Annotated in this window: 24 protein-coding genes; 15 read left to right on the top strand and 9 right to left on the bottom strand. The window is 67.2% G+C overall.

Annotated elements, in window-relative coordinates:
• Positions 1-39: 39 nt before the first annotated feature.
• The 4 genes from BMY29_RS13815 to BMY29_RS13800 all read left to right on the top strand — a co-directional run bounded on the left by BMY29_RS13815 (position 40) and on the right by BMY29_RS13800 (position 3,743).
• Positions 40-1,233 carry a signal peptidase I gene (locus BMY29_RS13815; protein WP_049990977.1) on the top strand — a complete coding sequence of 398 codons (1,194 nt, stop codon included), beginning with the start codon at positions 40-42 and terminating at the stop codon, positions 1,231-1,233.
• Between the two features lie 157 nt (positions 1,234-1,390).
• Positions 1,391-2,575 carry a DUF5305 domain-containing protein gene (locus tag BMY29_RS13810; RefSeq protein ID WP_049990924.1) on the top strand — a complete coding sequence of 395 codons (1,185 nt, stop codon included), beginning with the start codon at positions 1,391-1,393 and terminating at the stop codon, positions 2,573-2,575.
• Between the two features lie 387 nt (positions 2,576-2,962).
• Positions 2,963-3,262, top strand: coding sequence for a MarR family transcriptional regulator (locus tag BMY29_RS13805; RefSeq protein WP_049990923.1), 300 nt, complete (start codon positions 2,963-2,965; stop codon positions 3,260-3,262).
• 70 nt (positions 3,263-3,332) lie between these two features.
• Positions 3,333-3,743 (top strand): hypothetical protein, encoded by a 411-nt coding sequence (locus tag BMY29_RS13800; protein ID WP_049990922.1) that lies wholly within the window; start codon positions 3,333-3,335, stop codon positions 3,741-3,743.
• Between the two features lie 116 nt (positions 3,744-3,859).
• Here the strand turns inward: BMY29_RS13800 and BMY29_RS13795 are convergent, their stop codons facing one another.
• Both BMY29_RS13795 and BMY29_RS13790 read right to left on the bottom strand, forming a co-directional pair.
• Positions 3,860-4,777 (bottom strand): NAD+ synthase, encoded by a 918-nt coding sequence (locus BMY29_RS13795; RefSeq protein ID WP_049990921.1) that lies wholly within the window; start codon positions 4,775-4,777, stop codon positions 3,860-3,862.
• A gap of 192 nt (positions 4,778-4,969) precedes the next feature.
• Complete coding sequence (locus tag BMY29_RS13790; protein ID WP_049990920.1) at positions 4,970-6,850, bottom strand: PINc/VapC family ATPase; 1,881 nt, start codon at positions 6,848-6,850, stop codon at positions 4,970-4,972.
• A gap of 147 nt (positions 6,851-6,997) precedes the next feature.
• On the opposite strand from BMY29_RS13790, the gene BMY29_RS13785 reads away from it, so the two are divergent.
• A complete protein-coding gene (locus BMY29_RS13785) occupies positions 6,998-8,119 on the top strand; it encodes a M20 family metallopeptidase (RefSeq protein ID WP_049990976.1) in 1,122 nt (373 codons plus the stop codon).
• Positions 8,120-8,171: 52 nt separating this feature from the next.
• Here the strand turns inward: BMY29_RS13785 and BMY29_RS13780 are convergent, their stop codons facing one another.
• The gene (locus tag BMY29_RS13780; RefSeq protein WP_049990919.1) at positions 8,172-8,540 is read right to left on the bottom strand and encodes a hypothetical protein; all 369 of its coding nucleotides are present in this window, start codon (positions 8,538-8,540) and stop codon (positions 8,172-8,174) included.
• Positions 8,541-8,862: 322 nt separating this feature from the next.
• Between BMY29_RS13780 and BMY29_RS13770 the strand changes: the two genes are divergently transcribed.
• From BMY29_RS13770 to BMY29_RS13750, 5 genes are all read left to right on the top strand, one after another.
• Complete coding sequence (locus tag BMY29_RS13770) at positions 8,863-10,395, top strand: carboxypeptidase M32 (RefSeq protein WP_049990917.1); 1,533 nt, start codon at positions 8,863-8,865, stop codon at positions 10,393-10,395.
• 114 nt (positions 10,396-10,509) lie between these two features.
• Positions 10,510-11,253, top strand: coding sequence for an SDR family oxidoreductase (locus BMY29_RS13765; protein ID WP_049990916.1), 744 nt, complete (start codon positions 10,510-10,512; stop codon positions 11,251-11,253).
• A 119-nt stretch (positions 11,254-11,372) separates the two neighbouring features.
• Entirely contained in the window at positions 11,373-11,897 is a 525-nt protein-coding gene (locus tag BMY29_RS13760) for a hypothetical protein (RefSeq protein ID WP_049990915.1), read from the top strand.
• Between the two features lie 137 nt (positions 11,898-12,034).
• Entirely contained in the window at positions 12,035-12,907 is an 873-nt protein-coding gene (gene truA, locus BMY29_RS13755) for a tRNA pseudouridine(38-40) synthase TruA (protein WP_049990914.1), read from the top strand.
• Positions 12,908-13,001: 94 nt separating this feature from the next.
• A complete protein-coding gene (locus BMY29_RS13750; RefSeq protein WP_049990913.1) occupies positions 13,002-13,238 on the top strand; it encodes a hypothetical protein in 237 nt (78 codons plus the stop codon).
• Positions 13,239-13,255: 17 nt separating this feature from the next.
• Here BMY29_RS13750 and BMY29_RS13745 read toward each other — a convergent pair whose 3' ends face one another.
• Entirely contained in the window at positions 13,256-14,668 is a 1,413-nt protein-coding gene (locus BMY29_RS13745) for a M28 family metallopeptidase (RefSeq protein ID WP_049990912.1), read from the bottom strand.
• Positions 14,669-14,747: 79 nt separating this feature from the next.
• A complete protein-coding gene (locus BMY29_RS13740) occupies positions 14,748-15,863 on the bottom strand; it encodes an oxidoreductase (RefSeq protein ID WP_049990911.1) in 1,116 nt (371 codons plus the stop codon).
• Between the two features lie 201 nt (positions 15,864-16,064).
• Here BMY29_RS13740 and pepF point away from each other — a divergent pair, with 201 nt between their 5' ends.
• From pepF to BMY29_RS13720, 4 genes are all read left to right on the top strand, one after another.
• On the top strand, positions 16,065-17,858 hold the full coding sequence (gene pepF / locus BMY29_RS13735) for an oligoendopeptidase F (RefSeq protein ID WP_049990910.1): 1,794 nt from the start codon (positions 16,065-16,067) through the stop codon (positions 17,856-17,858).
• Between the two features lie 186 nt (positions 17,859-18,044).
• The gene (pan2, locus tag BMY29_RS13730) at positions 18,045-19,277 is read left to right on the top strand and encodes a proteasome-activating nucleotidase Pan2 (RefSeq protein WP_074854765.1); all 1,233 of its coding nucleotides are present in this window, start codon (positions 18,045-18,047) and stop codon (positions 19,275-19,277) included.
• Between the two features lie 99 nt (positions 19,278-19,376).
• Positions 19,377-19,856: a pyruvoyl-dependent arginine decarboxylase gene (locus BMY29_RS13725; RefSeq protein ID WP_049991367.1), complete on the top strand. Its 480-nt coding sequence runs from the start codon at positions 19,377-19,379 to the stop codon at positions 19,854-19,856.
• Positions 19,857-19,947: 91 nt separating this feature from the next.
• The gene (locus BMY29_RS13720) at positions 19,948-20,343 is read left to right on the top strand and encodes a DUF5811 family protein (RefSeq protein WP_049991366.1); all 396 of its coding nucleotides are present in this window, start codon (positions 19,948-19,950) and stop codon (positions 20,341-20,343) included.
• Between the two features lie 90 nt (positions 20,344-20,433).
• Here the strand turns inward: BMY29_RS13720 and BMY29_RS13715 are convergent, their stop codons facing one another.
• The 3 genes from BMY29_RS13715 to BMY29_RS13705 form a co-directional block, all read right to left on the bottom strand.
• Positions 20,434-20,880 (bottom strand): DUF6276 family protein, encoded by a 447-nt coding sequence (locus BMY29_RS13715; RefSeq protein ID WP_049991365.1) that lies wholly within the window; start codon positions 20,878-20,880, stop codon positions 20,434-20,436.
• A 39-nt stretch (positions 20,881-20,919) separates the two neighbouring features.
• A complete protein-coding gene (locus tag BMY29_RS13710) occupies positions 20,920-21,669 on the bottom strand; it encodes a V-type ATP synthase subunit D (RefSeq protein WP_049991364.1) in 750 nt (249 codons plus the stop codon).
• A gap of 162 nt (positions 21,670-21,831) precedes the next feature.
• A complete protein-coding gene (locus BMY29_RS13705; RefSeq protein WP_049991363.1) occupies positions 21,832-22,035 on the bottom strand; it encodes a zinc ribbon domain-containing protein in 204 nt (67 codons plus the stop codon).
• A gap of 62 nt (positions 22,036-22,097) precedes the next feature.
• Here BMY29_RS13705 and BMY29_RS13700 point away from each other — a divergent pair, with 62 nt between their 5' ends.
• Positions 22,098-22,388 carry a DUF8143 family protein gene (locus tag BMY29_RS13700; protein ID WP_049991362.1) on the top strand — a complete coding sequence of 97 codons (291 nt, stop codon included), beginning with the start codon at positions 22,098-22,100 and terminating at the stop codon, positions 22,386-22,388.
• A gap of 19 nt (positions 22,389-22,407) precedes the next feature.
• Here the strand turns inward: BMY29_RS13700 and BMY29_RS13695 are convergent, their stop codons facing one another.
• Entirely contained in the window at positions 22,408-24,066 is a 1,659-nt protein-coding gene (locus tag BMY29_RS13695; protein WP_049991361.1) for a long-chain-fatty-acid--CoA ligase, read from the bottom strand.
• Positions 24,067-24,116 lie beyond the last annotated feature (50 nt).

Raw genomic sequence — 24,116 nt, 5'->3', positions numbered from 1 at the left:
GAACTGGTACCCGACTATGATTCACCCACTCACGTGCCGATGACGACTGCCGCGCTCGCTAAGCGAGGTCTCGGATTCGGTGTCGCGCTGGCGATCATCCTGCTGCTCGTCGGCCAGGCGCTCGGCCAACCGATTTTGCTCGGCTACGTCGCGACCGGCAGCATGGAGCCGACGATCGACGCCGGCGACGGGTTCGTCGCGATTCCCGATCTCGTGGCCGGCGACGTCGAGGAGGGCGACGTCGTCGTCTACCAGGCCAGGGACCTCCACGACGGCGGGCTGACGACCCACCGCGTAGTCGACGAGACCGAGGAGGGGTACGTGACGAAGGGCGACGCGAACCCGTTTACCGACCAGGACGGCGGGGAACCCCACGTCACGGACGGCCAGATCGTCGCCGAGGCCTGGCGGGTCGACGGCGAGGTCGTGACGATCCCCCACCTCGGCACCGCGGTGATGGGCATTCAGGGGCTCGCCGAGCGGGCGTCCGGGACCGCCGCGTCGATCGTCGGCGTGACGACGACGGCGTCCGCGGACGACCTCGGTGCGCTGCTGGTCGCGATCGGCGTCGCCACGCTCGGGTTCGGCACCGTCCTCGATCGACTCGGTCCCGCCAGGCGCGAGACGACCAGGTCCCGCTCGCGCGAGAACGTGATCGCGTTCCGGACCGCGCTCGGACTCGTCTTGCTCGTGTTCGTCACGTTCGCGACCGCGGCGATGGTAGTTCCGTCGGGCACCTACGAGTACGAACTCGTCAGCGCCGAGTCGCCGAGCGACGATCCGCAGGTCGTCGCGCCTGGCGGGCGAACGGAACTTACCCGCACCGTCGACAACGCCGGGTACCTGCCCGTCGTCGTCGTTCACGAGGCCGAGAGCGGCGGTATCGACCCCAGTTCAGAGTGGCAGATGATCGGCATCCGTGACAGCAGTGAGACGTCGGTGACGCTGTCCGCGCCCGACGAGACGGGCGAGTACACGCGTCACCTCGGGGAGTATCGCTACCTCGCCGTGTTGCCGCCGCCCGTGCTCGTCTGGCTACACGGCGTCACCCCGCTGGCCGCCATCGCGGCGGTCAATGGGGTTATCGTCGTGATTGCGATCACGACCGTGCTCGCGGCCGTCGGCACGGGGGACGTCCGCTTCCGGACTGCGGGCGATCACGTTCCGTTGTCGACCCGGTGGAACCGGACGCTGCGGAAGTGGCGTCGGGACCGAGAGCGTGATCGTGAGTAGCTCGCGCACGCGGTGTGGCCACTATCCTTATGTGAGTACATTCTGTTCGGTTGTACATGAATCGTCCCGATTTCCAACCAGTTCCGGATCGAACTGATCGAGTCACTGGGACGTTCGAATCGGTGTGGGTGGCGGACCGATCGGGGGATGTTGACGGATGATCGGCAATCCGCGGATCGATCTGTTGCTCGCGGAACACGGCCGCTCGATCGCGATCGCACTGGCCGTTCTCGGCGTGCTCTCGATCGGCGCGACCGGCTGGGCCGTCGCGAATCCGGAGACGACGACCGCACCGCAGTTCGGCGAGGAGCGGGTCAAGTCCCAAGCGCATACGAGCGCCGTCGTCACCGAGAACGGGACGCTCTGGACGGAGGGCGACCGGATCACCGACAGCTCCGTCTACTTGCTCGACGCCTCGCCGGCGCTGACGGTCGAACCCGAGACGCGCCTGCGAAACGAGACCGGGGAAACGCTGATCGAAGACGGGGATGTCACGCACGAACTCGTGCTCCGGTTCGAGGCGGTCCGCGACGGGGCCGCGTTCTGGAACGAGACCCACCGGGTCCTGCGCGAGTCGCCGACCGTCGAGAACGGGGTCGCGACGTCGGCAGCGACGATCGACGTCGAGGCCCACCGCGAGCGCCAGCGGGAACTCGAGCGCGAGATCGCCGGCGTCGGTTCGGTCGACCTGGTGATGGAACTCCGGACCGAGTACGATACCGGACACCATCAGGGAACGATCACGACCGAAACACCGGTGGTGATAACGGACGAGGCCTACTGGTTCGAGGGATCGCTCTCCGAGTCGGCCCTTCACAGCCACCGGAGCGGCACGGCGCGAACGACCGAGTCCCGGAGCCCGGCGCTGATCGGCGGCCTGTCGCTGTTGGGGACGCTCTCGCTCGCCGGCGCGGCCCTCGTCGCCCGCCGCTCGCCGACCGACGCCGACGCCGCTCGTCGGCGAGTCCACGAACAGCGGTACGCCGAGTGGATCTCGGAGGGCTCGATCCCGATGTGGATCGGCGACTACCACGTCTCGCTGGACACGCTGGAGGACGTCGTCGACGTCGCGATCGACACGAACGAGCGCGTCGTCCACGACCGACAACGCGGCCTGTTCGCGGTCGTCAACGACAGCGTCGTCTACTACTACAGCGACCGCGGCCGCTGGGCGGAGACCGCCTGGCCGGAACTGGATCTGGAGGATCAGTCGGCAGTCGTCGACGCCGGCGGAACGCTGTCCGCCGACGAACTCTCGGAACTCGACGGGAGCGACGAGTTCGCGGCCCCCGACGATCCGGACGGGTTCGAGGACGACGAGGAGGTCTGGGAACAGCTGTGAACTGTGACGGTGCCCGCAGTCTCTCACGGTCGCGGACGACCGACTGCGAGGGCAGCACTCAGATGCCGGAAGTTGTCGGCACCACAGCTTTGAGCGCGGCGCTCGGAGCAAGCGACGAGTGACCGTCAGCGTGCCGGCCGCGGGACGAGCGGCCACCGATCCGACCGTCGTGTCCGATAGCCGTCGGCTTCGACGGCCGCCGACCGACGCCGGTGACGTGTTCGCTGCCGCGACTGTATCCGCGGGCCAACCTGTTCGGCACGCTGCTCATATCCCGCCGTTCGATGCCGCTGCCAGCACTTTGTCGTGGAAAGTCCATTGCAATCTTTTATGATCGCTCCTCGTAAGGCTCAACTTTTATACTGCTGGGGCCTTTCGATTCGTAATATGGCAGAGACCGACGGGGAGGAGATCGAAGACTTGCCACCGAGCGCGAAACTCGTCTTCAAGGTCCTCGAGTACGACGGGCCGCTGACGCAGAAGCAGATCGTCGAGGAATCGATGCTTTCGGCCCGGACGGTTCGGTACGCGCTCGAGCGCCTCGAAGAGATCGGTATCGTCGACGAGGACATCTACTTCGCTGACGCCCGTCAGAGCCTCTATCGGCTGGAAGAACCGGTCGCGGCCGACGGCAACGGCGTCGACGAATCCCAGACCCCGAAGAAAGACGCCTGCTGTGCGGAATAACGGCTTCTCGAGAGACTAGCAGAAGCGAAGAGAACGGCACTATTATTTTCCAGCGGTGAGCGTCCTCAGCATGGACAGAGAGCGGTTACCGCGATGGGGCTGGCTGCTGGTCGGCCTCTTTGTGGCTGCGTTGAGCGCGAACCTGCTCAATCTGGTTCTGGTGCCCACGGTTCTTCCCGACGCGTACCGAACGATCACGGTCATCACCGCGATGGCCCCGGTGTTGATCTACATCGGCGTCTGGTACGACGAGGACCGCCGACACTACTGGGAGCAGTCGCGGGCGCGCATCGTCGGTGACGTCCTGTACGTGGTGTCGGGCGCCGCGCTCGGCTCCGCGCTCGCGCTCGTCGCGGTCGTCGACCTGGGAATTTCGCAGTTCCTTCAGGAGGTCACCGCGATGGCCACCGGCTTCCTGCTGGCCTGGGGGCTGTTCTGGTGGCGCAATCCGGACATGTACGGCGAGACGGTCGAGCGCTGACGCCGAGTCGGGGCGGACACGTGTAGTACCGTCGCCACCGCGGCCACGGCCAGGCGACGCCGAGACCGACTCCGGATCGGTCGCCGCTGCACTGACGGGGCCGCTACGGCCGCCGATCAATCGAGCGAATCGGCGCCGTCGACGGCGGTTCCACCGTCGCGCCCGCCGATCCCCGGCGTCGGCGGGAGCGCACGTTTGTGCGCGGTATCGGCGTGCAGCGACGCGATCTCGACGGCCGTCTCGCGATCGAGTCGCAACTCGGCGACGGCGTCGTCGATCGACCGGTCCTCGTCGACGAGTCGGGACAGCAGCGGGTCGATGACGTCGTACCGCGCGCCGAGCTCGTCGGCATCAGTCTGGGTGGCCCAGAAGCCCGCCGTCGGTTCCTTGCTGACGATCCGGCGGGGCAGCCCCATCTGCTTCGCGAGCGCCCGGACCTCCGTCTTGTAGAGGTCCCCGATCGGATAGGCGTCGGCCGCGCCATCCCCGTGTTTGGTGATGTAGCCGAGCAACAGCTCCGACCGGTTCGCGGTGCCGAGCACGACCCGCGCCTGGCGGTTGGCCGCGTAGTAGGCCGCAACCATTCGGAGCCGCGCGGTGACGTTTCCGATCTCACGGTTCCGCTCGATCGGCCGCTCGTCGGCGTCCGGTTCCGGTTCGAGCGCGGTTGCGACGGTGTCCTCGAAGGCGTCGAGGATCGGTCGTAATTGGATCTCCTCGAAGTCGATTCCCAGTCCCGCCGCGATCGTGCGGGCGTCACTGACGTCCGCCTGGTCGGTCTTGTGAGAGGGGAGGCCGAGCCCGAGCACGCTGTCGGCGCCGACAGCCTCGACCGCCAAAGCTGCCGTCAGCGTCGAGTCGATGCCGCCGCTCATCGCGACGACGACGCCGTCCGCGTCCGCGTCGGCGACGGTCGCCCGAACGTCGGCGACGATCCGCTCGCGGACCGCCGCGAGCGAGTGCTGGTCAGTGAAAAACGGCCCGTTCGTATGTTCGATGCTCTCGTAGACGAACGTTTTGCTATCTGCGCCCATATGTTCGGATCACTTCGTGTTGGCTGGTTTGACCGGACGATTGTCTCGCATATCAAGCTAGTCCTTAAACAACTAGTAGACGTGGCCGTGGTTCGAATCCGCACAGGAGGTCTGTTGAATAATTACTGACTGTTCGTCCAATTATGCCCCTCGAAAAAAGTTCTTCCCGCCCGTTCGTTCCGGTTCGGCGCCCTACGACGGCACGATCGTGATCGGATCCGTCCGATCGATCGCCCGCTCGAGTTCCTCCGCGATCGCGCTCCCGCGCGAAACCTGAATCTCGCCGCCGCGGCTCACCGTCGCCGTAAAGAGGTAGTCGCCGGCGGCCTGCACCTCGACGGTCTCGCCGTGGTTCCCGTCTACCGGGATGACGATGTGCCGGGAGGTGATTTCGGGCTGGACGATCTGGCCGGCCTGGCCGCCGGTACCGCCGCCGCCGTTCGCGCTGGTGCCGCCGGGACCGGCGCCGCCCGCGCCGTAGTTGGGATTCTCGTCGTGGGTGCGGACGTCGATGTCGATCCCCAGGCGGTTCTCGATGTCGGTGATGCGACCGCCGCCCTTGCCGATGACGCTCGAGATGTCGTCCTCCTCGACGTAGGCGACCGCCTTGTCCTGGCTCTTGAGTTGGACGTCGACGTAGCCGCGGGCGACCGAGCGGATCTCGCGCTCGATCTCCTGTTTGGCGATGCGGTCGACGCCGGACTCGTTGGCCGGGCCGCCCTCCTCGTCTTTGAGCGGAACGGTGACGACCTGGCGGTTGAACGTGTAGATCTCGTACTCGGGTTCGTCGGTCCGGAAGTTCGTGACCTGGATGACCGGACGGGCCAGGTCCTCCTCGGTGAGTCCCGCGGGGACCTTGACCTCGGTTTTGACGTCGTAGACGGTCTCGACCTCCCCGGCCTCGATGTAGACGACGGTGTCGACGACCTGCGGAATCATCCCGAGTTCGACCCGGCCGACCAGGCGCTGGAGCGCGTCGATCGGGCGGGTCGCGTGGACGACGCCGATCATGCCGACGCCGGCCAGGCGCATGTCCGCGAAGACCTCGAAGTCGTCGGTCTTGCGGACCTCGTCGTAGATGGTGTAGTCCGGCCGGACCATCAGCAGGGCGTCGGCGGTGTTGGCCATCTCGCCTGCCAGTTCCGTGTACTGGGTGATGTCCGGGCCGACCTGAAGGTCGCGGGGCTTCTCCATGGTCTTGACCGAGTAGTCGTGATCGGAGATGTAGCGGGCGACCGCCTGGGCGAACGTCGACTTCCCGGCCCCGGGCGCGCCCGAGATGAGGACGCCGCGCTGGCGCTCGAGTAGTCGTTCCTTGAGTTCGTCGGCGTGCTCGTAGTCTTCGATGTCGGTCTGGGCGATCGGCCGGACGGCGGTGATCTCGATGCCGTCGGAAAAGGGCGGGCGACCGATCGCGATCCGGTAGTCTCGGAACTGGACGATCTTCATCCCGGGCTCGGAGAGTTCGATGAAGCCGCCCGACGCCTCCTTGGCGGCGTCGACGATCTCGCGGGCGTACTCGTCCATCGTCGCCTCGTCGAGGGGTTCGTCGGCGATCGCCTCGTAGCGCATCTCGCCGAGGTCGCCGCGCTTGGCCTTCGGGACCGCGTCCGTCTTGAGGTGGACGCTCATCGTGCTCTCGTCGAAGTAGTTCTCGACGGTGAGTGTCCCCACCTCGCGCGTCTCGGGGGAGACGTGCTCGACGTCGAGGCCCTTCGCCCGGGCGACCTCCGCCTGGACGACGTCGCTCGTGAGGAACGTGGCCCCGAGGTCCTCCGCGAGGTCGCGGATCAGGGCGTCGATTTCGCCCTCGGAGGCGTGGCCCCGCTCGATGGCGTTGGGCCGCTCGCCGACGTACTCGAGTTCGATGACGCCCTCGTCGGCGAGGTCGGCGAGACGCTGGAGTTCCTCCAGTCCGTCCCAGCCGGTGTCGATCCCGTCGTTGGCCTGCGCTTCGAGTTCCGCGACGACGGCTTCCGGCACCGAAATCGTCGCTCCCTCGAACTGCCCGTCGTCGACTGTCGCCGAGACGCGGCCGTCGATGACCACGCTCGTATCCGGCACGACGTTCATACCGGGGCTTGGGTCCCCGCGCCATTAAGGATGTCCTCGCAATGGCAGCCGTCGCGGGCTCGCGGTTCGCGCTCGACGCCGCGGGTCCCGCCCTCGGCGACGACCCACACCGGTGGGATCAACACCCTGCCGCTCGAAGTCGCCGCCATGTCCGTCGTCGAACTGACGCGCGACCTGGTCTCGATCCCGAGCCACGAGGACGAGACCGCCGCCGGCGATTTCGTCGAGGCCTGGCTTCGCCGTGAGACCGACGCCGAGGTACGCCGGGACGAGGCAGGGAACGTGATCGCTCGCAAGGGAACGGGAGCGGACGCAGAGACGCTCGCGCTCGTAGGCCACCACGATGTCGTCGAGCCGGCCGAGTCACAGGTCGTCAACGCGGGCGATGACGCGGCCAGGACCGGCGACGGCGCGACCGAGTACGTCGTCGCGGAACGCGACGGCCGCCTCTACGGGCGCGGCGCGGCGGACATGAAAGGGGCGCTGGCGGCCGCCATGCTCGCGTTCCGCGACGCGACCCCTGCGGGAGAACTCGTCTTCGCGAGCTTCGTGGGCGAGGAGGTCGGCGGCGTCGGCGCGCGACACGCGATCGAATCGGGATTCGCGCCCGACTACGCCGTCGTCGGCGAGGGATCGACCAACTACTCGGGGCCGGACGTCACCGACGTCGCCGTCGCGCACAAGGGTCGTCGGGGGAGCACGATCACCGCCCGCGGCCAGGCGGCCCACGCCAGCGAGGCCGACGCCGGGGAGAACGCCATCTACCGCGCCACCGCGGCCGTTGACCTGGTTCGCGACCTCGAGCCGCCGTCGGTCAAGGTGGCCGGTGAGCGACTCGACGGCCGGCTCACCGTCACGGAGATCGAGGGCGGCTCGGCGATGAACGTCGTTCCCGCCCGGTGCGAGTTCACCGTCGACGAGCGGACGGTTCCGGGCGAGCGGGCGCCGCTCGGGCGCGTCGAGGAACTCGAGGACGTCGAGTGGCGTGTCGATCAGGATCTGCCGCCGATGCGTTGTGACGACCGAGCGTTCGCCGAAGCCGTGTTGGCGGCCGCCGACGGCGCGCAGGACGGCGAGCCCGAACTGGTGACGAAACCCCACGCAACCGACGCGGGCTGGCTCGCCGAGGCCGGGACGGAGTGCGTGATCTACGGCCCCTCCGAGCCGGGCGAGGCCCACACCGACGACGAGAGCGTCTCGATCGCCGTTCTCGAGCGGTGTCGCGAGACCTACCGGCGGGTCGCGGAAGAATGGCCGACGGCGCGGTAACGCCGCCGCGGTGTGCTCGATCTCGACCGGTTCGTCGGTTGATTCCAGTGCGTCAGACGCCCGGCACGCCGACCGCACCGAAGCTCGTAATTCCGAGCGCGGCTATGGCGTACAGCACGATCAGGACGGTGACCCAGGCGACCAGGCCGATCATCGCCGCGGCGGTCCAGTCGCCGGGGTACCGGAAATTGATCACCGCGATGTAGGCGAGCAGGGCTAGTAACGGCCCTACGAGCGGGATCCAGCCGACGACGAAACCGACGATTGCCCAGACGATCGCCCCGATCAACGCGGTGACGATGGCGTGGTCGTAGTCCGCTCGGCCGACGATGACGCGTGCGCCGATGTAGATACCGAGCGCACCGATCAGTAGGCTCACGACGAACACGATGGCTGACGCGATTGGTGATGCAACGGCCATTGTAGTTGTCTATTCGTCAGCTTGGCCGAACAGCCCGTTGCTTGCAAGTTCTACACGGCGAGGACGGCGTTTCGGTATCGCCTGGTACGGACGCGGACGCCGGGACCGAGCCGGCGGATGGATCGTCTCCGAACTCGACAGATACAGCGATCGCTATCGGGATCGGCTCCGCGATACGGCATTACCATCGGGATCGCGGCGCCGTTCGACCGGTCGCGAGCGACGCAGCCGTACGCCCACACATCTGCGCAACCGGGGCCCGGCCGCGTTCGAAATGCCCGGAACCCGGACGTTGATACCGCTTCCGAGCGAACGGTCGGCCATGGCGACCGATCAGGCCCGGAGCGACGCCGACGAGGCCGACACGTACGACCGGCTCGAACGGCGAGTCGAACGGATCTCGAACGTCGGCAACGCCGCCGGCATCCTCCAGTGGGACCAGGAAGTCGTAATGCCCGACGAAGGGACGCCCGCCCGCGCACAGCAGCTCTCGACGCTGTCATCGATCAGTCACGAGCTTCTGACAGCCGACGAGACGGGCGACCTCCTCGACGAACTCGAAGAAGGCGAGTTAGCGGACGACCAGGCCGCGGTCGTCCGGGAGCTCCGCCGGCAGTACGACCGCGAGACGAGCGTCCCGCAGGAACTCGTCGAGGAAATCTCCGCGACGGCGTCGAACGCCCATCCGAAGTGGAAGCGGGCCAAGGAGGAGGACGACTTCGAGCGCTTCGCGCCGACGCTCGAGAAGCTGGTCGAACTCCGACGGGAGTACGCCGAACAGATCGATCCCGACGCCGAGCCCTACGCCGTGCTCTTCTCGGAGTACGAGCCCTACATCGATCTCGAGACCGCGGAGCGAGTTCTCGAGCGGCTCCGCGAGGAACTCGTCCCGCTGATCGACGCGATCCAGGAGAGCGACGCCGACCTCGAGACGGACGCCTTCGCGGGCGAGTTCGAGGACGACGATCAGGAGGCGCTGGCCCGCGACGTCCTCGACTCGCTGGGTTACGACTGGGATCGTGGCCGCCTGGATACGGCTCCCCATCCGTTCTCCTCGGGGACGCAGTTCGACGCCCGCGTGACGACCAGATTCGAGGAGGACGACCTGCTGGGCTCGATCACCTCGACGATCCACGAGTTCGGCCACGCCAACTACACGCTCGGGCTGCCCGACGACGGCTACGGCACGCCGCTGGGCGAGGCGCGGGACCTCTCGGTCCACGAGTCCCAGTCCCGGCTCTGGGAGAACCACGTCGGCCGTTCGCGGCCCTTCTGGGAGCATTTCCTGCCGATCGCCCGCGAGCGGTTCCCCGAACTCGCAGACGTCTCTCCCGAGGCGGCCTACGAGGCGGCCAACCAGGTCTACGACGACAACCTCATTCGGGTCGAGGCGGACGAGCTCACCTACCACCTCCACATCGTGATCCGCTTCGAGATCGAGCGCGCCCTGATCAACGGCGAGCTCGAGGTCTCCGAGGTGCCCGAGGTCTGGAACGACAAGTACGAGGCGTACCTCGGCGTGCGCCCCGAGACGGACGCGGAAGGCTGTCTCCAGGACATCCACTGGTCCCACGGTGACTTCGGCTACTTCCCGACCTACTCGCTGGGCTCGGTGCTCGCGGCCCAGCTGTACGCCGCCGCGGCGGACGACCTCGGGGAATTCGACGCGCAGATCCGCGAGGGCGAGTTCGACGAACTCAACGGTTGGCTCCGCGAGAACGTGCATCGGCACGGCAAGCGCTACGTCACGCCCGACCTGATCGAGCGCGCCACCGGCGAGGGGCTGACCGCCGATCACTTCCTCGAGTACGTCACGTCGAAGTACGGCGACCTGTACGACCTCGAGGACTACTGACCGCGACCCCGTTTTCCCGTCTCCCGCGCGACGACCACGCCGGCCGCCGGCGATCGCCGTCGATACCGCCGCGACCCCCGTTTTTAGGGTCGCGGCTCGCCTACCCTTCGGACGATGTCCGACGCACTCGATCAGCAGACGGCGATCGTAACCGGTGCGAGTTCCGGCATCGGCGCAGCGACCTGCCGCGAACTCGCGGCCGCCGGCGCGAACGTCGTCCTCGCGGCCCGCAGCGAGGACCGACTGACAGAGCTTGCGGACGAGATCGAGACGACCCACGAAGTCGAGACGCTGGTTGTCCCGACGAACGTCCGCGAGGAGGACGACGTCGACGCGCTCATCGAGGCCGCCGTCGACGAGTTCGGCGGCATCGACGTGCTGGTGAACAACGCGGGCCTGGCCCGCGGCGGCGAGGTCGAATCGCTGTCGACCGAGGCGTACGAGACGATGCAGGAGACCAACGTCGACGGCGTCTTCTACGCCTCCCAGGCAGCGATTCCCCACGTCCGAGAGCGCAACGGCCACCTGATCTTCGTCGCTAGTTTCGCCGGTCGACACCCGCGACCGGCCAATCCGGTTTACGCCGCCTCGAAGTGGTGGGTTCGCGGGTTCGCCAAGAGCCTGGCGGCCCAGATCGGCGACGGCGGCGTCGGCGTCACGATCGTCAATCCGGCCGAGGTCCGCACCGAGTTCGAGACGCCGGACGGCGAGACCTTCGCCAAGCGCTACGACGAGGACGAGGCCAGCGCCCCCTCGGAGGTCGCCGCGGCGATCCGCTTCGCCGCGAGTCAGGACCATTCGAGCGTGAGCGAACTCGACATCAACCGGCGGGACAAGTTCGCCGACACCTTCAACTGACGGCGGTGGGGCCGGCTGCGGGAGACGGGTCACCCGGCGCAACCGCGGCTAGTGCCCTATAAAACCGGGTTGGCACTGCCGGGTGTAGACTCACCCGTCCCTGACCCCCTCGCTCGAATATGCGACTCTCGATTCCGGGCGTTCCCGGCGTCTACTTCGACACCGACGCGGAGTCAACGGCGATCAACGTCGCCCTGACCGCCGCCGGCCGGCGCGCACCGAAACCCCAGGGGTACGCCATCCAACTGCTGCCGTACCTCTGGTCGTTCGATGTCGACCTGCAGGAAGTCCCGAACGAGCACCCGATCCAGTACCTCCATCCGGAGGGCGCCAAGAGCCTTGGCGAGCTCTCGCCTCAGCGCGGCGTCCGCGAGGTCGGCACCGAACTCGAGTCAGTACTGCGATTCGTCTGGTCGGTCAACGAGGAACTCGAGTCGACGACGACCAGGCTGCTCGCCGGACGCGATCCCGACGAGGGTGTCACGATCGAGATCGAGGACGGCGCCGTCAGCGTCGACGGGTCGGAACTCGAGACCGACGAGTTCGACATCGACGGCGACGCCGACCGCGTCGGGCCCGGGACCGACGAGTTCGATTTCGACGAGTCCGACCCCGATCGGTTCGATACCGGCGACGAGTTCTGAGGGACCCGGTTCCGGTCGGCGCGCGACGCCTGGTTTCGTTCTCGGGTTCAGCTCTGGTTCCGACCCCGATCCAGATTGATCCGAGTCGCGGTCGATACCCCTAACACCTTCGACCCGCTGGATCGACTCGAGAACCGATGGAACGCCGCGCGTTTCGGATCGCCTACGACGGGACGGAGTATCACGGCTTCCAGCGCCAGCCCGACGTTCCGACCGTCGAGGACGCCATTTTCGACGCCCTTCGCGGCCACAGGATTCTCGCTCCCGACGCCGATAAGCCCGCGGGCTACGCCGCCGCCGGCCGCACCGATGCGGGCGTCTCGGCGCTCGCTCAAACAGTCGCCTTCGATGCGCCCGACTGGCTCTCGCCGCGGGCGCTGAACGCCGAACTCCCCGCCGACGTCCGCGCCTGGTCGGCCGCAGACGCGCCGGCCGAATTCCACGCGACCCACCACGCGAGCCGCCGGGAGTACGCGTATCACCTGTACGCGCCGCCCGCGGCCTCGTCCGATCCAGGGTCGGACGCGTCGGATCGGAACCGAGCCGGCGCCGCGCCGACCGTCGACGACGACCGCTTCCACGCGGCCTGTCGGGCGCTGTCAGGTACGCACGACTTCCACAACCTGACGCCGGACGACCGCAACACCGAGCGCTCGCCGACGCTCGAAACGACCCGCGACGGCGACTACCTCGTCGTCACCGTCAGCGCGGGCGGCTTCGCGCGCGAACTCGTCCGTCGCCTGGTCTCGCTGGCTCGCGCGATCGGCGCCGGGGACGCGCCCCGCGAGAAGATCGACCGCGCGCTCGGGTCCGAGCCGCTGCCTGGTCACGAGGGCATCGCCCCCGCGCCGCCGGAGCCGCTGGTCCTAACCGACGTGGCCTATCCCGACCTCACGTTCGAGGTCGACGAGGAAGCGGCCGAGCGGGCGCGAGCGATCTTCGAGCGTCGCCGCATCGACCGGCGGACGGGCGCGCGGGTCGCCGGCCGGGTGGCCGACGGGCTACGGTGACGAGCGGATCGGCCTGATCCGTGCGGCGCGGGTCGCAGTCCGCGGTTCGGAGCGTGTACGAGCGTTTTTCACGGCCGAGCACACACGTCGGCGCATGGAACTGTCGCCGGAAGAGTACGGCGCCTACTGGCGCGCGTCGATTCGGGTCGCCGCGGGCGGTCTCGTGGCCTTCTTCGGTATCCGCCTTACGGCGGCGCTGCGGACCCATCCTGAAATCGGCGCCTCCGCGCTAGGTGTCATCCTGCTCATCGTACTCGTGCTCGTCGGAACGTTCGTCGCGATGCTGGGCCTGGCCCGCGTCGTCCGGACCGCAGTCGACGCGGAGACGTAGCGATCCTCGGCCGTCGCTCACGACCAGGCGTCGGGCCAAATCTCGGCCGCGCGCATACCGGGTTCGTAGTCCTGCTCCTGCAGCCGATCGCGGAGGTCGTCCGTTTCGATCCGCGGGACGTCCCGCTCGGCGAGTTCACGGACGAGCAGCGCCGTCAGAATCGCGTGCTCCCGGAGATTGCGGGGATCGACCTTGTCGCGGGTGTCCGCCGCCGTGTGTCCCCAGCCGCGGCCGCGCTCGCCGCCCTCGGACGGCTCGCTGTGGAGCTGCAGCGCCGGCACGCCGGCCCGCAGGAACGGCCAGTGATCGCTAAACGGGTGCGGCTCCGGGACGTGGACGACCGGCTGGCCGACCGCGTCGGTCACGTCGTCGGCCAGGTCCGCGAGCGGGTCCGAGCCGTGGGACAGCGCCCGCAGGTTCCGGAACCGCCCCGCGCCGTCGACGTTGACGACCGCGCGGATCGATTCGAGGGATAGGTCGTCAGCCAGCGCCTCGGCGCCCAAGAGCCCCAACTCCTCGGAGCCGACGCCGACGATCCGGACCGTGCACTCGAGTTCGTCTTCGATCGCCGCCAAAATTCCAGTCGCGCCGACGACGGTCGCGATCCCGCAGCCGTTGTCCAGCGCGCCCTCGGCGAGGTCGTGGGCGTCGTAGTGTGCGAGAACGAGCACCGCCTCGTCCGCGTCCGGGCCGAGGGTTCCGGAGACGTTTTGACTCGATCCGTCGCGGGTCGTCGCGTCGACGCGGAGTCTCGCCCGCGCGCTGCGGTCGGCGTACTCCGTCAGCCAGTCGCGGGTCTCGGCGCTGACGCCGACGCCAGGTACGGCCGCTTCGCCGTCGAACCGGAGCGCGCCGGTCGGCGGCAGTTGCCCGGGAACGTGGTTGCCGAAGACGAACGCATCCGCGCCCGCCGCAACGGCGTGGCCGAACTTCTCCATCCGGTGGACGAACCGCTGGCCGGGCGGTGTCGTCGTGCTCGCGACGGCGATCGCGCCCTGTAGGTCTGCGTTCGCGTCCTCGATTTCGGCGGGCGTGCCGTACCCGACGTCGACCAGCGGTCCTTCGACGTCGCCTGGCGGCGAATAGGGCAGCGCGATCGCGTCGAAGAAGCGGTCGATTCGCTCGGCGCCGGCCGTCGCTCCCTCGTCTCGTCCCCGTCGCGTTTCGGGCTCGCCCTCGAGGACCGCGAGCTCGGTCGTCCCCCGCTCCCAGTACTGCATCGGGAACGACTCGATTCGGGCGTTCTCGAGGCCCGCGTCCGTGAGACGCTCTCGGACGATCTCGGCGGCGCGGCGCTCGCCGCCGGAGCCGCCCATCCGGTGGGGGAGTTCGGTCAGTCGGGTCAGCAGCTCCCAGGGTCGGTCGTCGGACCAGGCGCGGCCGATCGCGCGCTCGAGGGCGACGTCCGGGTCCGGAGCACCGTCTTCCATACGCTCCTTTCCGGGGCGATCGAGAAAAGAGACGGGGCGCCACCGGTCGCGAGTCGTCGAATCGGCGTCCGTGCCGCGCTCAGTCGTCCGCGGGTTCCGGCACTTCGGTCTCGTCGATGCTGGCGTCCGGCTGGAGGATTCGCTGGAAGTCGAAGTCGTCGAGCGGACGGCCCTCGGCGACGCGTTGTGGCCAGTCGGGGTTGGCGAGCGCGCCCTTCGCGAGCGTGATCAGGTCCGCGCCCGCCGCGACGGTCGCACGCGCCGTGTCGGGGTCCTCGAGCGCGCCGTTGGCGATCACGGGCGCGTCGCCGTATCGGTCGGCGAGTTCCGTCAGCGTCGGCCCCGATTCGAACGCGGGCGTCGTGACGTCCTCCTCGGTAACGTGGAGGTAGTCCGCCCCGGCGTCGGTGAGCGTCTCGAAGATCACTTCGGCGTCGTCCTCGCCGCCGGGCCAGCGGTAGTCGGGGTCGTTGACCTTGCTCTGGGAGATCCTGATCCCGACGACGAAGTCCTCGGGCGTCGCGGCCTGCACCGCCTCGAGGACCTCCGCGGCCAGGCGGACTCGATTCTCGACGTCGCCGCCGTACTCGTCGTCGCGCTGATTCGTGTACGTCGTGAGGAACTGGTCGAGCAGGTAGCCGTTCGCGCCGTGAACCTCGACGCCGTCGAAGTCCGCCTCGACCGCGCGCTCGGCGGCGGCGACGAACCCGTCGATCGCGTCGTCGATCTCGTCGGTCGTCAGCGCCTTCGGCTCGGGGAACTCACCCTCGCCGCCGTACATCTCGAGTTGTTCGCCCTTCGGTCGGACGACCGAGGGGGCGCCCGTCTCGTCGGCGTAGCGGTTCCCCTGGGAGAGCGCGCCGGCGTGCATCAACTGGGCGACGATCGGCGCGCCTTCCTCGTGGACGGCGTCGGTCACCCGCCGCCACGCGTCGACGTGGTCGTCGTTCGCGAGGCCGGGCTGCTGGTCGTACCCCTGACTGTACGCCTCGTCCGGGTAGGTGCCCTCGGTGATGAGGAAGGAGAAGCCGCCGCTGGCGAACTTCGCGTAGTACCGGGCCATCTCGGCCGTCGCGCGGCCGTCCTCGGCGGCGCTGGTTCGCGTCATCGGCGCGAGCCCGACGCGGTTCGCCAGGCGTTCGTCGCCGAGGTCGACCGAGTCGAATAGGACGTCGTCGGCGTCGGAGTCCGTCATCGGCGACGCTAGTCCGCCGATCGGTAAAAGCGGCGAGCGGTCATGTGCCCGCCGCGAACTACCGATCATAAATTCATACAAATCGGTCGTCTGCGAACTATCGTCCGGAATCGAATTCGCCACCGCCGGCTCGATACGCCCGAGATGCCCGAGATGCGAGCAAAGACAAGCCTTACCTCCGGGGATCGCCTCGTACGGAGTATGAGTTCGGTATCCGAGCGCTCGGAGATAGACACCGAGTACAAGTGGGATCTCGAGAGTATCTACGCGACCGACGACGACTGGGAGGCGGCCTACGAGGCCGTCGCCGAGCGCGTCGACGAACTCGAGGCCTACGAGGGGCGGGTTGCCGACGACGCCGGGACCCTCCTCGAAGTGCTCGAACTGCGCGACGAGCTTCTACGCGAGGTCTCGACGGTCACGGCCTACGCCCGGATGCGCCGAGACGAGGACACGACCGACCAGTACTATCAGGGGCTGACCGCCCGCGCGCAGTCGCTGGCGGCCGACGCCCAGTCCGCGGCTTCCTTCATCGACCCCGAAATCCAGGAGTTGACTCGCGACGAGTTCGACGAGATGGTCGCCGAGGAATCCGAGTTGGAGACCTACGACCACTACGTCGACGACGTCCTCCGGATGAAACCCCACACGCGCTCGGCCGAGGTCGAGGCGCTGCTTGCGGATCTGAGCGAGGTGACCGGCGCGACGGGCGAGGTCTACAACATGCTCTCGAACGCGGACATGGCGTTTCCCACCGTCGAGGATCCCGACGGCGAGGCCGTCGAGATCACCCAGAGCAATTTCACGAATCTGCTCAAGCGCCCCGATCGAGACTTCCGCCGGCGCGTCTACGAGGGCTACTTCGACGAGTGGGAATCCGTCCGGAACACCGTCGCGTCCGCCTACAAGAACAGCGTCAAGGCCGACGTCAAGACCGCCCGCGCGCGAAACTACGACACCGCACGCCAGGCCGCTCTCGACGGCCCGAACGTCCCCGTCGAGGTCTACGATACCCTCGTCGACACCGTCCGCGACAACCTCGACAACCTCCACCGCCACGCCGAACTCAAACGACAGGCGTTAGACGTCGAGGAGCTTCAGATGTGGGACCTCTACATGCCGCTGACCGGCGACGAGGGCCCCGATCTGGCGTACGACCGGGCAACCGAGTACGTCGTCGACGCGCTCACACCGCTGGGCGAGGAGTACCAGTCTCGGGTTCAGGAGGGACTGGACTCCCGCTGGGTCGACGTCTACGAGAACGAGGGGAAACAGTCCGGCGCCTACTCTGGCGGGACCTACGACACCCAGCCGTTCATCCTGCTGAACTACCAGCAGGACATCGCCTCGATGTACACGCTGGCCCACGAGCTCGGCCACTCGATGCACTCCGAACTCACCACGGAGGAACAGCCGTTCGTCTACTCGGGCTACGAGATCTTCGTGGCCGAGGTCGCCAGCACGGTCAACGAGGCGTTGCTGACCCACCACTTGCTCGAGACGGTCGACGACCCCGAGTTCCGGAAGCACGTCTTAAACGAATTCCTCGAACGCGTCCGCTCGACGCTGTACCGACAGACCCTCTTCGCGGAGTTCGAGCACGAGGCCCACCGCCTCGAGGAGGAGAGCGAGCCGCTCACGGCCGACCGCCTGGACGAGCTCTACCGCGGGCTGAAGGCCGACTACTACGAGCCCGCCGTGATCGACGACCGCATCGCCCGCGAATGGATGCGCATTCCGCACTTCTACCGCGCGTTCTACGTCTACCAGTACGCGACCGGTATCTCCGCCGCCCTGGCGATCGTCGACGACGTGCTCGAGCGGGGGCAACCCGCCGCCGAGGACTACCTCGACTTCCTCCGGCGGGGCTCCCGGGAGTACCCCCTCGAACTGCTGCGGATCGCCGGCGTTGACATGAGTTCCTCGGCTCCCATCGACCGCGCGCTCGAGACGTACGGCCAGCGCCTCGACGAATTCGAGTCACTGCTCGACTAACCGACCCGGCCGTCGGCTGGCGATTCGTCTTTTCGGCGCGACCGCGGGTCTGCGAGCCGAGCGAAATTCGCGGTCCGATCCGGCCGCCCCCATCAGTCGCAGGGCGTGCATTGATAGCTCGTGACAGAAATCCCTCCGGGACCCAAAGGCACATTTACTGTCGAAATCTTATCGGCGTACGTCAGGATGTCTCGAAGCCCCTCTATTCCCGACCGACCTCACCGCGATATCGATCCGGATCTTCCCGACGACGAGCGGCTCGAGGCGCTCCGCGGTCACTACGAAGATCTCGTCGACGTCAACGACCAGCTGTCCGACCAGCTCGACGAGGCCGAGGACCGCCGCCAGCGCCTCCAGGAGAAAGTCGACCGCGTCGAACGCGAAAACGAGTCGCTGAAGAGTTCGTCGCTGTACATCGCGACCGTCGAGGACGTCCTCGACGACGAGGAAGTCGTCGTCAAGCAACACGGCAACAACCAGGAGGTCCTCACCGAGGTTTCCTCGCGAATGGTCGACCGCGTCGAGGCCGGCGACCGCGTCGCCGTCAACGACTCCTTCGCGATCCAGACGGTGCTCGACGCCGAGACCGACGCGCGGGCCCAGTCGATGGAGATCACCGAGAAGCCCGCAGTCAGCTACGAGGACATCGGCGGCATCGACGAGCAGGTCCGCGAGGTCCGCGAGGCCGTCGAACAGCCCCTAGCTGAGCCCGAACTGTTCGACGAGGTCGGGATCGAGCCCCCGAGCGGCGTCCTGCTGTACGGGCCGCCGGGCACCGGCAAGACGATGCTGGCGAAGGCCGTTGCCAACCACACCGACGCCACCTTCATCAAGATGGCCGGCTCCGAACTCGTCCGCAAGTTCATCGGCGAGGGGTCCCGGCTCGTCCGCGACCTCTTCGAGATGGCCCGCGAGCGCGAACCCGCCATCATCTTCATCGACGAGATCGACGCCATCGCGACCCGACGCACCGAGTCCAAGACCTCCGGCGACGCCGAGGTCCAGCGGACGATGATGCAGCTCCTCTCGGAGATGGACGGCTTCGAAGCCCGCGGCGAGATCCGCATTATCGCCGCGACCAACCGCTTCGACATGCTCGACCGCGCCATCCTCCGTCCCGGTCGGTTCGACCGCCTCATCGAGGTCCCCGAACCCAACGAGGAGGGCCGCGAGCAGATCCTCGAGATCCACACCCGCGGTATGAACGTCTCGGACGGTGTCGACTTCGCCGACCTGGCGGCCGAGACCGACGGCTACTCCGGCGCCGACATCGAGAGCCTGGCCACCGAGGCCGGCATGTTCGCGATCCGAAACGACCGCGACGAGGTCTCCCACCAGGACTTCGTAAACGCCTTCGAGAAGATCGAGAACGACGACTCCAGCGACGTCGTCTCGTCGCCAGGCTACTTTTACCAGTAACGGACTGGTTTCTCCGGTTTCGCTCACTCTCACACTTGCCCGTCTCCCGATCGGTTTCGGATCGCAAGTCCTTACGCCGCTCATCCCCGAAGGGCGAGTATGAGCACGATTCGAGTCGTCTGGGGGTCCGCATCGGCGCCCACGGCGATGGCCTCCTACGACGCCGCGCTCGCCGAGGCCGGCATCGAGAACTACAATCTGGTCTCGGTCTCCTCCGTGATTCCCGCAGAGACGCCCGTCGAAGCTGTCGGCACCGCGCCCGACCTCGGCCCCGCCGGCGAGCGTCTGACCGTCGTCGAAGCGCGCGCCACCGCCGCCGGACCGGGGCGCGTGAGCGCGGCCCTGGCGTGGAACCAGTCCGTCGACGACGGCCCGGGCCTGTTCTACGAGACCGCGGGCGAGACTGACCGCGAAGACGTCGAACGCCGCGTCCGAGAAGGCCTGGCCGCGGGCCAGGACCTCCGGGACTGGGAGTTTACGGAGCCGGGAGTCGCCGTCGAGAGCCACCAGGCCGATCCGGGCCAGTACACGTCGGCGGTCGTGCTCGCGGTCTACGGGGAGAGCGATCCGATTCTGTAGATCCGTTGCTCACGACGCGGTCGGAGTCGAGGAGTGACCGAAAGCGAACCCTTTTCACCGGTCGGCCCATTGCTACGGGCACACACTTCTCATGAACGGAAATACGCCGTACGCAGGGCTACCGGGCGAGACTGGAGCTGGGCAACGTGCCGCGGCGGACGTTCCGGATCTCTCGAGCGCACAGAAACGACTGCTCCACCGCGACGTCTCGCGGATCGCCGCCCGGACGCGCGAGTTCCTCCCCGACGAGTACGTCGTCGACGCCGACGTCTCGAGCGGCATCTCCGGCCCGCAGGTCACCGTTGCGGTCCGCCCGCCGGTCGGCCACGCCGTCAGCGCCGGCTTCACGCCCGAACTCGAGGAGGCGGCCGCCGAAGAGGTCATCACCGCCGATGAGCGCGACGAGGTCGCGCGCGGCCTGGCCGCCAGCGCCGCCCTGCAGGTCAAACAGGCGATCAGCAACAACGTGCGACCGACCGGGAAGTAAGCCTCCGCGGTCGTCGCTCACAGCAGTCTTCGGTTCGTCTCGTCGGAGGGACGAAAACGGATGTTCTCGTTTCGACGGCTCGTAACCCGATTAGTACAACAGCTGCTCGAGTTGCCGCCGTCGGCGGTCGAGGTCGATCGCTGGCTCGACCGACGGGTCTGCGACGAGCCGATCGAGTACCAATAGCGGATCCGTCCCGGCCCGTTCGACGTCCCGAAGAAGCGACTCGATCGCCGACCGGTTCGTTGCGAGCGACGAGCAGAGACCCAGCGCGAGCGCGAGGGGAATCGCCCGCTCGGGTCGCGTCGGGAACGCGTCGCTGACGCGTGTGAAGTCCGGTTCGGTCGTCGCGGTATCTGCGTCGGTGGTAGAAGCGGTATCGATAGCGCCGTCTTCCTCGTCCTCGTCCGTAGCCGGTTCGAGCGTCAGACAGCGCGGACAGAACGACGTGAGCTCGGATGCCGACGGCGCGTGCTCGCGGTACTCCTCAGGGACCGAAAACGAAATCGTCGAGGAACCGCACTCGGAACAGGCCATCGAAAGTGAGGGTTGCGGGGCCGTCGGGGCGACGGACGCTTACTGGTTGGCCGCGGGGGACTGCGCGGCGGTGTCCGGCTGTACGTCCTCGAGTTCGTCCTGTTTCTCCTCGGCTTCTTCCGCCTCGGCTTCCTCGGCTTCTTTCCGCTCTTCTTCCTTCTCCTCGGCTTCCTTCTTGTCCTTGATTTTCTTCAGGCGGAACGTCTCCTCGCGTTCCTGTTCTTCGAGCTTCTGCTCGATGTACTCCTGGCTGTCGCGCAGTTCGGGCAGGAGCTTGAATTCGAGGGCGTTGACGCGGCGCTTGGTGGTCTCGATCTCGCGGAGCATCTTCTTCATCGCCGTCTCGACCTCGGCGGCGAGGATGATGCTCTCCAGTAGGTCCTCGTAGGCCTCGGCGGCCTCGTCGATGCGGGCGGAGGTGCCCATGATCCCGTAGCCGCGCTGATCGAGGCTCTTGGAGACTCGCGAGGACTCGATCTGCGGGACGACCACGCCCATGATGTTCTTTGACTCGGTCGTGATCTCGGGGTGTTCCTGCAGCGCCGCCGCGGCACCGCGGACCGCGACGTCGCCCTCCATGGCGCGGGCCATGTTGATCTTCTTCTGGGCGTCCTCGTAGTCGTCAGCGAGGTCGCCACGGACGTCCTGGGCCTTGTCCAGAATGTCCATGAACTCCATGATCAGCCCGTCGCGTTTCTTCTCGAGCGTCCCGTGGCCCCGCTCCGAGAGCTCGATGCGATCCTCGATCGCCATCAAGTTCTTGCGGGTGGGCTTGACGTCCTTGGCCATCTTGTGGGTGGCTTACGTCCCCAGTCGGATAACTGTTTACAGTTTCTTTGCCCGGTATCGCCGCTGCGAGAGGCTATCGGCTCGAAGTCTGAGACATTGTGACGTATCGAGCGCTTCGCGCGTGCGACCTACCGAGTTCGTTGTGAGGCCGGCTGGGACGACTCAGCCCAGGAACAGATCGACCATATCGCCCGACGATTGGCCCTTGTAGAGCTCCGAGTAGCCGCAGTTCGTGCAGCTCACGACCATGAATCTCCTGTTCTGGATATCGAACATCTTCGAGAGTCCACTTCCGGTCGTCGAGATTTCATCGATCTCCGTCTCCGTGTGGTCGCACTTCGGGCAGCCGCGGTCGTCCGACTTCATATCACCCCATTAGTATAAGTCGATAAAACCTTTGTGCCACGCGTCCGCAGATACCCGCACGGATGTCTCTCGTCGTCGGCCTGGTCCTGCTGTTCGCCATCGCGGTCCCGCTCGTTCTCTGGCTGGGGATTAGCCGAGAAACGTCGGACCCAACCGTCGTCGACCGCGCGGAGGCCGAACGGATCGCGAAAGAACGCGGTGGTCTCGATCCGACCCGGTCGCGGTCCCCCGACGGTCAGGATACCACCGCACTCGAATCCGAGTGCGACGGTTGGGGCGGGCGACCAGGCGACGGCACCGATACCGGAGACGCCGGCTGGCGGACTCGCGACGAAGACGAGCGGACCGAGTAGCGACGACAACGCCGAGCGACTATCCTTGCCCGACCATCTGGTCTTCCTCGTCCCACTCCGCCTGGCGGAGTTCGTACTTCTGGATCTTGCCGGTGGCGGTCGTCGGCAGTTCCGCGACGAACTCGACCCGCCGGACGGCCTTGTAGCTCGCCAGGTTGTCCCGCGTGAAGTCGACGAGTTCGTCGGCCGTCACGCCGGGTTCGTCCGGATCGCCGCTTGCCGGCACGACGAACGCCTTCGGCGTCTCGCCCCACTCCTCGCTGGGGGCTGGGATGACCGCCACGTCCGACACTTCGGGGTGGTCGAACAGCGCGTCCTCGAGTTCGATCGAGGAGATGTTCTCGCCGCCGGAGATGATGATGTCCTTCTTGCGGTCCTGAATCGAGATCATCCCGTTCTCGTCGACGGTTGCCAGATCGCCCGTGTGGTAGTAGCCCTCGACGCGGTCGTTGAACGCCTCCTCGGTCTCCTCGGGCTTGTTCCAGTACTTCTCCATGATCTGGTTACCGCGGACGACGATCTCGCCGATCGAGGCGTCGTCGCGGGCGACGTCGTTGCCGTCCTCGTCGACGACACGGATCTCGGTGCCGAGATAGCCCAGGCCCTGCCGTTTCTTGATCGCGAACCGGTCTGCATCGTCGTCGTCGAACTTCCGGCGCGCGTCGGAGGTCGTGATCAGCGGCCCGGTCTCGGTTGCACCGTAAACGTGCTTGAGGTACCAGCCGAACTCGTCCTCGACGGTCCGGATGGTGGCTTCCGGCGGCGCCGAGCCGGCGGTCGCGATCCGGACGTCGTTCGCGCCCATGGTTTCGGGCGCTTCGGCGGTTCCACTACCTTCGCCTGGCTGCCCCTCCGGCGCAGCGCGCTCCTCGTAGTAGTCGATGAGCATGTTCAGCACCGTCGGCGCGCCACAGAGGTACGAGACGTCCTCCTCGCGGACGGCCTCGAAGATGTCCCCCGCGTCGACGCCGCGGGTGCAGACGTGTTTCGCGCCCATGCCAGTGATCGCGTAAATGTGGCCCCAGCCGTTGACGTGGAACATCGGCAGCGTCCAGAGGTAGACGTCGTCGTCTCCGATCTCTTGGTGGGCGGAGACCAGATACGCGTGCAGCGTCTCACTGCGGTGGGTGCGACAGACGCCCTTCGGATCGCCGGTCGTCCCCGAGGTGTAGTTGATCGTGACGAGTTCGTCCTCACTCATCTCGGGGCGGTCGTATTCGGTGCCCGCGTCCTCGAGCACTTCGTCGAAGCTCTCCCAGTCGCCGTCCACGCTCTCGACGTCGTTCGTGATGAACGTCTCCGTCGGCACCTCGTCGCGGATCGGCTCGATCTTGTGAGCGTACTCGTAGTCGGCGTAGATCGCATCGACGCCGGCGTCTTCGAGCATGTAGGAGAAGTCGTCGGGCGTGAGCCGGTAGTTCAGCGGCGTGTGGACGGCCCCGATTTGCATGATCCCGTACGCTGCTTCGAGGTGGTAGTGGGTGTTCGGGTCGAGCACCGCGACGCGATCGCCCTTCTCGATCCCCCGTTCCTGCAACGCCGCCGCGAACCGGTCGGCCCGCTCCCCCAGTTCGTCGTACGTGAACCGCTCCCCCGTCGTGGCGACCACCGCCTCGTCGTCGCCGTAGTGTCTCCGCGCCCGGTCGAGGAAATCCGTCACGAGCAGTGGTTTGCGCATACGTGGCGTACTTCATTAACGATAGTGAAGATAATTTCGGTTTGCCGCTT

Source organism: Natrinema salifodinae, from assembly GCF_900110455.1.
GTDB lineage: Archaea > Halobacteriota > Halobacteria > Halobacteriales > Natrialbaceae > Natrinema > Natrinema salifodinae.
The sequence above is the reverse complement of the archived record's forward strand: the minus strand, read 5'-3'. Positions and strand labels throughout refer to the sequence as shown.